Genomic DNA, 11,062 nt, shown 5'->3' with positions numbered 1-11,062 from the left:
CCCTCCCGGCGTCTCCGAGGCGGGCCCCGCCGCCGCGTCCGCCGGCCGCGCCGCGCCCGCGCCCCCCCCCCGCGCCGCGCCCGCGCCCGGCGCGTCGAGCTGCGCCCGTACGGTCGCGACGGCGCGCGGCAGCACGTCGAGGAAACGCTCGACCTCCGCACGCTCCGTCCCGCGCGGCAGCGACACCCGCACATTGCCCTCCGACAGCACGCCCATCGCCCGCAGCACATGGCTCGGCGTCAGCGTGTCGCTCGTGCAGGACGAACCCGACGACACCGAGAAACCGGCGCGGTCCAGCTCGTGCAGCAAAGTCTCTCCGTCGACATAGAGACAGGAGAATGTGACCAGGTGGGGGAGTCGCGCCACCGGGTCGCCCACCACCTCCACGTCCGGCACCAGCTCCGGCACCCGCGCCCTGACCAGGTCCACCAGCGCGGCCAGCCTCCGCGACTCCGCCGCCGCCTCCTCCCGTACGGCCCGCAGCGACGCCACCGCCGCCACCGCCGCCGGGATGTTCACGAAGCCCGGCGCCCGCCCCGACTCCCGCTCGTCCGAAGGGCCTTGCGGCGCGAACCGCACGCCCTTGCGCACCACCAGCAGCCCCACGCCCGCCGGGCCGCCCCACTTGTGCGCGCTCGCCGTCAGCAGCGACCAGGCGCCCGGGACAGGACCCCAGCCCAGCGACTGCGCCGCGTCCACCAGCAGGGGCACCCCGCGCTCGCGGCACGCCCCGGCGACCTCGGCCACCGGCTGCACCGTGCCCACCTCGTGGTTGGCCGACTGGAGGCACGCGAGCGCCGTGTCCGCGCGCAGCGCGTCCGCGTACGCCCCCGGCGAGACCGCCCCCGACCGGGCCACGGGCACCTCGGTGACGGAGCCGCCCGCGTCCGCCGCGAACCCCGCGGCGTGCAGTACCGACGAGTGCTCGACCGCCGACACCACCACGTGCCCGCCGACACGCCGACGGCCGAAAAGGGCGCCGGCCATGCCCGCGTGGACCGCCTGCGTCCCCGAAGGAGTGAAAACCAGTTCGTCCGCGCGACAGCCCACGGCCTCCGCCGCGGCGGCCCTGGCCGACTCGAGGAGCAGCGCGGCGCGCCGCCCCTCCCGGTACAGGCGCGCCGGGTCCGCCCACCCCTCGTCCAGCGACGCCCGCAGCGCCTGGCGTGCGACGGGATGCAGGGGAGCGGAGGACGCCGAGTCGAAGTAGGGCACGCCGTGAGGCTAACCCGGGCCGCTCGCCGGGGCCGGAGGGAGTGTCAGAAGTGCCGCCCGGCCAGGGGTTGAATCCCTTCGGGGCGTCGGGCGGCGCGTTGGGCACCCTCCCCGCGCGACGCCAAATAGCGTCCAGTAGGGTTTGGTCCGCATAAACATCAAACCCCTGCCCGTGACAGGGCCGGCGACGACCGAGACGGCCGCAGCCGGTCGCGCGGGCGAGACTCTCGGGAAGGCGCTACGTGAGTCCCAACGGCTCCGACCGCTCGTCGCGGCGCCCGATGCGGCGGAAGCTGCCGCAGGTGGTGCTGACCGCGGGCCTGATCATGGTGACCGCCACCGGTTGCTCGTACAAGGATTTTCCACGCCTTGGTCTACCGACCCCGGTCACGGAGCAGGGACCTCGGGTCCTCTCCCTCTGGCAGGGATCCTGGGCCGCGGCGTTGGTGGTCGGCGTCCTCGTGTGGGGCCTGATCATCTGGAGCGTCATCTTCCACCGGCGCAGCCGCACGAAGATCGAGGTTCCCCCGCAGACCCGGTACAACCTCCCGATCGAGATGTTGTACACCGTGGTTCCGCTCATCGTCGTCTCGGTGTTCTTCTACTTCACCGCGCGCGACGAGTCGAAGCTCCTCGACCTCTCTCCCAAGCCCGCCCACACCATCAATGTGGTCGGCTACCAGTGGAGCTGGGCCTTCAACTACGTCGAGAACGTGGACGGCAACGACTCGACGGGTTCCAAGATCCCGAGCCAGCTCAGCGCCATCCCGGACAAGTTCACCAAGGCCTTCCCCAAGGGCGCCGAGGGTGTCTACGACGCCGGTACGCCGGGCGAGCGCAACCCGCAGACCGGGAACCCCGGCCCGACGCTCTGGCTTCCGAAGGGCCAGAAGGTGCGGTTCATCCTGACGTCGCGTGACGTCATCCATGACTTCTGGGTCCTGCCGTTCCTCATGAAGATGGACGTCGTGCCCGGCCACACCAACTCCTTCGAGGTCACGCCGACCCAGGAAGGCACCTTCCGCGGCAAGTGCGCCGAGCTGTGCGGCGTGGACCACTCGCGGATGCTCTTCAACGTCAAGATCGTTTCTCCGGAGCGCTACCAGCAGCATCTGAAGGACCTGGCGAAGAAGGGCCAGAACGGCTACGTCCCGGCGGGCATCGCCCAGACGGGTCCGGCCAGGAACGCGGAGGACAAGACACTGTGAGCATCCTCAACGAACAATCCCAGGGTGCCGAGGACGAGGACTCGTACGCCAACGAGATGCCGGTCCGGAGCAGGCAGCCCGGCAACGTGGTCGTGAAGTGGGTCACCACGACCGACCACAAGACGATCGGCTCGCTCTACCTGATCACGTCGTTCGCCTTCTTCTGCATCGGCGGCGTGCTCGCCCTCTTCATGCGGGCGGAGCTGGCGCGGCCCGGTCTGCAGATCCTGTCGAACGAGCAGTTCAACCAGGCGTTCACGATGCACGGCACGATCATGCTGCTGATGTTCGCGACGCCGCTGTTCGCCGGGTTCGCGAACTGGATCATGCCGCTCCAGATCGGCGCGCCCGACGTGGCCTTCCCACGGCTCAACGCGTTCGCGTACTGGCTGTACCTGTTCGGCTCGCTCATCGCCGTCGGCGGCTTCCTCACCCCCCAGGGTGCGGCCGACTTCGGCTGGTTCGCCTACTCGCCGCTGTCCAGCGCGGTCAACTCGCCGGGCGTCGGCGGCGACATGTGGATCATGGGTCTGGCCTTCTCTGGCTTCGGCACGATCCTCGGCTCCGTCAACTTCATCACCACGATCATCTGCATGCGCGCGCCCGGCATGACGATGTTCCGGATGCCGATCTTCACCTGGAACGTGCTGCTGACCGGTGTCCTGGTCCTGCTCGCCTTCCCCGTCCTGGCCGCCGCGCTGTTCGCCCTGGAGGCCGACCGGAAATTCGGGGCGCATGTCTTCGATGCCGCGAACGGAGGGGCGTTGCTCTGGCAACACCTCTTCTGGTTCTTCGGCCATCCAGAGGTGTACATCATCGCGATCCCGTTCTTCGGGATCATCTCCGAGGTCATTCCGGTCTTCAGCCGCAAGCCGATGTTCGGCTACATCGGCCTGATCGCCGCGACGATCTCCATCGCCGGCCTTTCCGTGACCGTGTGGGCCCACCACATGTACGTGACCGGTGGCGTGCTCCTGCCGTTCTTCTCGTTCATGACCTTCCTCATCGCGGTACCGACCGGTGTGAAGTTCTTCAACTGGATCGGCACGATGTGGAAGGGGTCGCTGTCCTTCGAGACCCCGATGCTCTGGTCGATCGGCTTCCTGATCACCTTTGCCTTCGGTGGCCTCACCGGCGTCATCCTGGCGTCCCCGCCGCTGGACTTCCACGTGTCCGACTCGTATTTCGTGGTGGCGCACTTCCACTACGTGGTGTTCGGCACCGTGGTGTTCGCGATGTTCGCGGGATTCCATTTCTGGTGGCCGAAGTTCACCGGGAAGATGCTGGACGAGCGGCTCGGCAAGATCACCTTCTGGACGCTGTTCGTCGGATTCCACGGCACCTTCCTGGTGCAGCACTGGCTGGGTGCCGAGGGCATGCCGCGGCGCTACGCGGACTACCTCGCCAGCGACGGCTTCACCACGCTGAACACGATCTCGACGATCAGCTCCTTCCTGCTCGGCCTGTCGATCCTGCCGTTCTTCTACAACGTCTGGAAGACGGCCAAGTACGGCAAGAAGATCGAGGTCGACGACCCCTGGGGATACGGGCGTTCGCTGGAGTGGGCGACATCCTGCCCGCCCCCGCGGCACAACTTCCTCACGCTGCCGCGCATCCGCTCCGAATCCCCGGCGTTCGACCTGCACCACCCGGAGATCGCCGCACTGGACCAGCTCGCCCATGTAGAGGGTGACAAGGCCCTGGCCGGCAGCGGCAGCGCCAAGGAGGCCGGCAAGTGAAGATCCAAGGACGGCTCTTTCTCTGGCTGAGCCTCTTCGTCCTGGTCGTCGCGATCGTCTACGGCTACTGGTCGCGCGAGGTCGCCGGCACGGTGGCGCTGTTCCTGGCCTTCGGCCTGGCGCTGATGATCGGCTTCTACCTGTCCTTCACCGCCCGCCGCATGGACCAGCTGGCGCAGGACAACACGGAGGCCGACGTCGCGGACGAGGCCGGCGAGGTGGGGTTCTTCTCCCCGCACAGCTGGGCCCCCGTCTCGCTCGGCATCGGGGGCGCGCTCGCCTTCCTCGCCGTCGCGATGGGCTGGTGGCTGCTGTACTTCTCGGCCCCGCTCATCATGATCGGCCTGTGGGGCTGGGTCTTCGAGTACTACCACGGTGAGAGCCGGAACCAGTAGCACACGGAATCACCCGAGGGGCCCGGACACTCCGAAGCGGAGGGTCCGGGTCCCTCGTTTGCCGCACTCGTCGCGCCAGGGCTGACGAACCTTCATAGCGTGAGGCCATGAACGACACGCCTCGTTACCGCACCGTTGCCGGCTGCGCCCTGCTGCTCGCGTCCCTCGGGGCGGGCGCCGCGGCGTGCGGTGGCACAGACAGCGGCAAACTCTCATCGCACCCCTACAACGCGGCCGACCAGGTCTCGTTCAGCGCGGCCACGGACCACAAGAAGCCCGTACCGCTGAACAAGCCCCTGGAGATCACGTCGAGGGACGGCGACGGCCGCATCACGGACGTCACCGCCGTCGACACCGCGGGCCACCACCTCGCCGGCGAACTGGCCGCGGACGGCATGCGGTGGCACTCCACCGCGCCCCTGACCGCGGGCACCCGCTACACCGTCCGGGTCTCCACCGAGAACAGCGACGGGAAGCCCGGCACCCGCAGGCTCTCCTTCGACACGGCGGCGCCGCCCTCCACCAAGCAGCTGAAGGTCGCCTTCGGCCCCCACGCCGGGGAGTACGGCGTCGGCGAGCCCATCACCGCCCAGCTCAGCTCACCCGTGAAGTCGCCCGCCGCGCGCGCCGTCGTGGAGCGGTCCCTGAAGGTCACCTCGGTGCCCGCCACGGAGGGCTCCTGGTACTGGGTCGACTCCACCCATCTGCACTACCGGCCCGAGTCGTACTGGCCCGCCCACGCCTCCGTGAAGGCGACGAGCAACCTCGCCGGCGTCAAGGTCGACGGCAAGCTCTACGGCGGGGCCTCCAAGCCGCTCAGCATCACCACGGGCGACCGCCTGATCGCCGTCACCGACGCCGCGGCACACCGGATGAAGGTGTACAGGAACGGCAAGGAGATCAACGATCTGCCCGTCACGACGGGCAAGCCCGGCTTCGAGACCCGCGACGGCATCAAGGTCGTCCTGGAGAAGCAGGCGTTCGTCCAGATGCGCAGTTCCACCGTCGGCATCGCCGCGGGCAGCTCCGACTCGTACGACCTGCCCGTGCACTGGGCCACCCGGGTGACCTGGAGCGGTGAGTACGTGCACGCCGCACCCTGGTCCGTCGGCTCACAGGGCTCCGCGAACACCAGCCACGGCTGCACCGGCATGTCGACCGACGACGCCGAGTGGTTCTTCAACGCCGTGCGCCCGGGCGACGTCGTGAAGGTCGTCAACAGCGACGGCGACGAGATGGAGCCGTTCGGCAACGGCTACGGCGACTGGAACCTCGACTGGAGGAAATGGCTCAAGGGGAGCGCCATACAAGGCGGTGGCTCGTCCACCGGTACCGACAAGAGCACCAGCGACTCCGCCCAGAACACGGTCCAGGCGTCCCGTCTGCGCCCCGCGGTCTGACCCGCGCCCCACGACCCGCGAAAGCGGTTGGAAACGCGGCAGTGCCGCCCCGGGCGCCCCTGAGAGGGCCCCTGGAGCGGCACTGCCGCGTCGTACGCGTACCACCGGGTGACGGAACCGGGTGACGGAACCGGGTGGGGGAGACCGGGTCAGGCGCTGACGGCCAGCCTGCCCCGCAGCAGGGACGCCAGCGCACTCGCGAAGTCCACAGGTTCCACCGGAAGAGTGACCGCCGTGTCGGCGCGGCTCCAGGTGGCGAGCCACGCGTCCTGCGGGCGGCCGATCAGCAGCAGCACCGGCGGGCAGTGGAAGACCTCGTCCTTGATCTGCCGGCACACGCCCATGCCGCCGGCGGGGACCGTCTCCCCGTCCAGCACGCAGACATCGACACCGCCCCGGTCCAGGGCGCTCAGTACGGCGGGCAGGGTCGCGCACTCCAGGAACTCGACCTGCGGCACGTCGGCGGCGGGCCTACGCCCGGTGGCCAGCCGTACCTGCTCGCGGGTGTTGGCGTCGTCGCTGTAGACCAGCACGGTGGCGGTCGGCCGCATTGTTCCTCCATGACTTGAGGCGTCTGCGAGGGACCCGCGGCGGTCGTACGCCGTGGGGCCAATGGCCGGATGCTACTCCGTCACACACCCAGTCAGCACCGGTAAGGACAGCCAAGGGCCGAGCCGTTGACCGAGCCGTCAACCGGCCTCCGGCTGAGCCGTTGGAGCTGGACACAGGGCATAGACACACCGAACGGCACCCCCCGGAGTGAGGGCGGGATAAGCGACCGACATAATGTCGGTCGTGGCGACAGCAACGACAGTAGAAACCGGGCCCGCGCACCCGACGGTCAATCGGCCGAACCTCACCAGCGTCGGAACGATCATCTGGTTGAGTTCCGAGCTGATGTTCTTCGCGGCCCTCTTCGCGATGTACTTCACCCTGCGTTCGGTGACCGGCGAGGCGCACTGGCAGTCCATGGCCTCGCACCTGAACGTCCCGTTCTCGGCGGGCAACACCACGATCCTGGTGCTCTCCTCACTCACCTGCCAGCTCGGCGTGTTCGCCGCCGAGCGCGGTGACGTGAAGAAGCTCCGGGCATGGTTCGTGGTCACGTTCGTCATGGGTGCGATCTTCATCGGCGGCCAGATCTTCGAATACACGAACCTGGTCAAGGAGGACGGCATCTCGCTCTCCTCCGACCCGTACGGTTCGGTGTTCTACCTGACCACCGGCTTCCACGGCATGCACGTGACGGGCGGCCTCATGGCCTTCCTGTTCGTGCTCGGCCGTACGTACGTGGCCAAGAGATTCACGCACGAGCAGGCTACGGCCGCCATCGTCGTCTCCTACTACTGGCACTTCGTCGATGTCGTCTGGATCGGCCTTTTCGCCACGATCTACCTGATCAAGTAGCGGGGCCCTCGCGCCCGACGCGCTCGCACACACTCCAGAAGCACCGACGCAGAAGATCCTGACACCGGGGTAATCCGTGAAAAAGCTCTCCGCACGACGACGCCACCCGCTGGCGGCGGTCGTCGTCCTACTCCTCGCGCTGGCGGCCACAGGGGGGCTGTATGCCGCGTTCGCGCCCGCGGACAAGGCGCAGGCCGACACTTCCGCCCAGTCCCTCAAGATCGACGAGGGCAAGAAGCTGTACGACGTCGGCTGTGCCAGCTGCCACGGAACCGGTGGTCAGGGCAGCTCCGACGGGCCGAGCCTGGTCGGCGTGGGCGCTGCCGCCGTCGACTTCCAGGTCGGCACCGGCCGTATGCCCGCCCAGCAGCCCGGCCCGCAGATCGAGAAGAAGAAGGTCCAGTACTCGCAGGGCGACATCGACCAGCTCGCCGCGTACGTCGCCTCGCTCGGTGCCGGTCCCTCCGTCCCGACCTCGCAGGAGTACAACCCGGCCGGGTCCGACGTCGCCAAGGGCGGCGAACTGTTCCGTACGAACTGCACGCAGTGCCACAACTTCAGCGGTGAGGGCGGCGCGCTGACGAACGGAAAGTTCGCGCCCGGCCTCGAAGGCGTCACCCCGAAGCACATGTACGAGGCCATGCAGACCGGCCCGCAGAGCATGCCGAACTTCCCGGACACGACGATGCCGACTGCGCAGAAGAAGCAGATCATCGCCTACATCCAGACGGTCAACGGCTCGCAGTCCACGTCGCCCGGCGGTCTGAAGCTCGGTGGTCTCGGCCCCGTCAGTGAGGGCCTGTTCGCCTGGATCTTCGGTCTGGGTGCCCTCATCGCCGTCGCCGTCTGGATCGCGGCCCACACCGCTAAGGCCAAGAAGTCATGAGCAGCCAAGACACCCCACCAGAAGAGAACCTGCCGAGTGAGCAGGGGGCGCACGGCACCGCCGCGGCGCGCAAGGACGACCCGTTCGCGGACCCGGGGCTGCCCCCGCACCTCCCGCGCATCCAGGACATCGACGAGCGCGCGGCCAAGCGGTCCGAGCGCACCGTCGCCTTCCTGTTCGTCCTGTCGATGCTGGCCACGGTGGCGTTCATCGCCTCGTACGTGGCGTTCCCCGTCGACAAGATCGTCTACATCTTCCCGTTCGGGCACGTCAGCATCCTGCACTTCTCGCTCGGCATCACGCTCGGCGTGGCGCTCTTCTGCATCGGCGCGGGCGCCGTGCACTGGGCCAGGACGCTGATGTCGGACCGCGAGGTCCCCTCCGAGCGGCACGCCATCGAGGCGCCGCCCGAGGTACGGGCGCAGGTCATGCAGGACTTCGCCGACGGCGTCGCCGAGTCCGGCTTCGGCCGCCGCAAGCTGGTCCGGAACACGCTGTTCGGCGCCATGGCGCTCGTCCCGCTCTCCGGCGTCATGCTCCTGCGCGACCTGGGCCCGCTGCCCGAGAAGAAGCTCCGCTCCACCATGTGGGCCAAGGGCAAGCAGCTCATCAACATGAACACGATGCAGCCGCTGCGCCCCGAGGACGTCTCGGTCGGCTCCCTCACCTTCGCCATGCCCGACGGGCTGAAGGAGGACAACGAGGACTTCCAGGAGCAGATCGCCAAGGCGGCCCTGATGATCGTCCGTATCGAGCCGGACGAGATCAAGGACAAGCGCGAGCTGGACTGGGGACACCAGGGGATCGTCGCCTTCTCGAAGATCTGCACCCACGTCGGCTGTCCCATCAGCCTCTACGAGCAGCAGACGCACCACGTTCTGTGCCCGTGCCACCAGTCCACCTTCGACCTCTCCGACGGTGCCAAGGTCATCTTCGGCCCGGCCGGCCACCCGCTCCCGCAGCTGCGGATCGGCGTGAACGGCCAGGGCAACCTTGAGGCGCTCGGCGACTTCGACGAGCCCGTCGGTCCTGCCTTCTGGGAGCGCGGATGAGTACTGCGACGGACGACAACCGCCAGGCACCCGCGGGCGAGCGCCTCGCGGACTGGGCGGACGGCCGGCTGGGGATCTACTCCCTCGCCAAGGCCAACATGCGCAAGATCTTCCCGGACCACTGGTCCTTCATGCTCGGCGAGGTCTCGCTCTACAGCTTCATCATCATCATCCTCACGGGTGTGTACCTGACGCTGTTCTTCCACCCCTCGATGAACGAGGTGGTGTACCACGGCAGTTACGTCCCGCTCCAGGGCATCCGGATGTCCGAGGCGTTCAACTCCACGGTGAACATCAGCTTCGACGTCCGCGGTGGTCTGCTGATCCGGCAGATCCACCACTGGGCCGCGCTGATCTTCCTCGCGGCGATGTTCGTGCACATGATGCGTGTGTTCTTCACCGGCGCGTTCCGCAAGCCGCGTGAGGTCAACTGGATGTTCGGCTTCCTGCTGTTCGTCCTGGGCATGTTCACCGGCTTCACCGGCTACTCGCTCCCGGACGACCTGCTGTCGGGCACCGGTGTCCGCTTCATGGAGGGCGCGATCCTGTCCGTGCCCATCGTGGGCACGTACCTGTCGATGTTCCTCTTCGGCGGCGAGTTCCCCGGAGGCGACTTCGTCGCCCGGTTCTACTCGATCCACATCCTGTTGCTGCCCGGCATCATGCTGGGCCTGGTGGCGGCCCACCTGATCCTGGTCTTCTACCACAAGCACACGCAGTTCGCGGGCCCCGGCCGTACCGAGAAGAACGTCGTCGGCATGCCGCTGCTGCCGATCTACATGGCCAAGGCGGGCGGCTTCTTCTTCCTGGTCTTCGGCCTGATCTCGATCGTCGCGGCCGTCGCCACGATCAACCCGATCTGGGCGATCGGCCCCTACCGGCCCGACCAGGTGTCGACCGGCGCCCAGCCCGACTGGTACATGGGCTTCTCCGAGGGCCTGATCCGTGTGATGCCGGGCTGGGAGATCAACTTCGCGGGCCATACGCTCGTCCTGGGCGTGTTCATCCCGCTGGTGATCTTCCCGCTGGTGCTCACGGCGATCGCGGTGTACCCGTTCATCGAGGGCTGGGTCACCGGGGACAAGCGCGAGCACCACATCGCGGACCGGCCGCGCAACGCGCCGACCCGTACCGGCTTCGGTGCCGCCTGGATCTCCTGGTACTTCGTCCTGCTCCTCGGTGGTGGCAACGACATCTGGGCCACGCACTTCCACCTGTCGATCAACTCGATCACCTGGTTCGTCCGGGTCGCGTTCTTCGTCGTCCCGGTCCTCGTCTTCATCGTCACCAAGCGGGTCTGCATGGGCCTGCAGCGGCGGGACGCCGAGAAGGTGCTGCACGGGCGCGAGTCCGGCCTCATCAAGCGCCTGCCGCACGGCGAGTTCGTCGAGGTCCACACGCCGCTGGAGCCCGAGGCCCTGCACACGCTCACGGCGCACGAGCAGTACAAGCCGCTCGACCTCGGCGAGACCGTCGACGAGAACGGCGTGGAGCGCAAGATCGGCCCTGCCGAGAAGCTGCGCGCGAAGCTCAGCAAGGGCTACTACGGCGAGGGCAACCAGATCCCCAAGCCGACCGCGGAGGAGTACAAGGAGATCACCAGCGGCCACGGCCACCACTGATCCCTGCCGCGCGGGCAGAGTTCGCCACGCACCGGGCCCCCGGCCCCCGGGCCCCCCCGGGCCCCGGGGGGGGGCGCGGCGGGGGGGGCGGCGGCCGGGGGGGCGGGGCCCCGCCCGCGCCGCCCCGGCCGCGGCGGG

Annotated in this window: 10 protein-coding genes; 8 read left to right on the top strand and 2 right to left on the bottom strand. The window is 68.4% G+C overall.

Translation table 11 applies throughout. The features are described 5' to 3' along the window. The coding region (locus LCE31_RS26960; protein ID WP_225018649.1) for a cysteine desulfurase family protein at window positions 1-1,215 on the bottom strand (1,215 nt) is incomplete at its 3' end. 242 nt (window positions 1,216-1,457) lie between these two features. On the opposite strand from LCE31_RS26960, the gene ctaC reads away from it, so the two are divergent. The 4 genes from ctaC to LCE31_RS26940 all read left to right on the top strand — a co-directional run bounded on the left by ctaC (window position 1,458) and on the right by LCE31_RS26940 (window position 5,957). Continuing rightward, window positions 1,458-2,423 carry an aa3-type cytochrome oxidase subunit II gene (gene ctaC, locus LCE31_RS26955; RefSeq protein WP_225018647.1) on the top strand — a complete coding sequence of 322 codons (966 nt, stop codon included), beginning with the start codon at window positions 1,458-1,460 and terminating at the stop codon, window positions 2,421-2,423. Then, a complete protein-coding gene (gene ctaD / locus LCE31_RS26950; protein WP_374118566.1) occupies window positions 2,420-4,162 on the top strand; it encodes an aa3-type cytochrome oxidase subunit I in 1,743 nt (580 codons plus the stop codon). Before ctaC ends, ctaD begins: the two co-directional genes overlap by 4 nt. Then, window positions 4,159-4,557: a cytochrome c oxidase subunit 4 gene (locus LCE31_RS26945; RefSeq protein WP_225018645.1), complete on the top strand. Its 399-nt coding sequence runs from the start codon at window positions 4,159-4,161 to the stop codon at window positions 4,555-4,557. Before ctaD ends, LCE31_RS26945 begins: the two co-directional genes overlap by 4 nt. A gap of 107 nt (window positions 4,558-4,664) precedes the next feature. Continuing rightward, window positions 4,665-5,957 carry a L,D-transpeptidase gene (locus LCE31_RS26940; RefSeq protein WP_225018643.1) on the top strand — a complete coding sequence of 431 codons (1,293 nt, stop codon included), beginning with the start codon at window positions 4,665-4,667 and terminating at the stop codon, window positions 5,955-5,957. A 149-nt stretch (window positions 5,958-6,106) separates the two neighbouring features. Here LCE31_RS26940 and LCE31_RS26935 read toward each other — a convergent pair whose 3' ends face one another. Further along, a complete protein-coding gene (locus LCE31_RS26935) occupies window positions 6,107-6,508 on the bottom strand; it encodes a hypothetical protein (RefSeq protein WP_225018641.1) in 402 nt (133 codons plus the stop codon). A 235-nt stretch (window positions 6,509-6,743) separates the two neighbouring features. Here LCE31_RS26935 and ctaE point away from each other — a divergent pair, with 235 nt between their 5' ends. From ctaE to qcrB, 4 genes are all read left to right on the top strand, one after another. Then, the gene (gene ctaE / locus LCE31_RS26930) at window positions 6,744-7,364 is read left to right on the top strand and encodes an aa3-type cytochrome oxidase subunit III (RefSeq protein WP_225018639.1); all 621 of its coding nucleotides are present in this window, start codon (window positions 6,744-6,746) and stop codon (window positions 7,362-7,364) included. 76 nt (window positions 7,365-7,440) lie between these two features. Then, a complete protein-coding gene (gene qcrC / locus LCE31_RS26925) occupies window positions 7,441-8,250 on the top strand; it encodes a cytochrome bc1 complex diheme cytochrome c subunit (RefSeq protein WP_225018637.1) in 810 nt (269 codons plus the stop codon). Continuing rightward, window positions 8,247-9,302, top strand: coding sequence for a cytochrome bc1 complex Rieske iron-sulfur subunit (qcrA, locus tag LCE31_RS26920; RefSeq protein WP_225018635.1), 1,056 nt, complete (start codon window positions 8,247-8,249; stop codon window positions 9,300-9,302). Before qcrC ends, qcrA begins: the two co-directional genes overlap by 4 nt. Then, window positions 9,299-10,924 (top strand): cytochrome bc1 complex cytochrome b subunit, encoded by a 1,626-nt coding sequence (gene qcrB / locus LCE31_RS26915; protein WP_225018633.1) that lies wholly within the window; start codon window positions 9,299-9,301, stop codon window positions 10,922-10,924. The genes qcrA and qcrB overlap by 4 nt, the downstream gene beginning before the upstream one ends. Window positions 10,925-11,062: the final 138 nt, after the last annotated feature.

Source organism: Streptomyces sp. 8L (genome assembly GCF_020176795.1).
In the GTDB taxonomy this organism is placed as follows: domain Bacteria; phylum Actinomycetota; class Actinomycetes; order Streptomycetales; family Streptomycetaceae; genus Streptomyces.
Note: the sequence above shows the minus strand (reverse complement) of the source record. Positions and strands in the feature narration are given on the sequence as shown.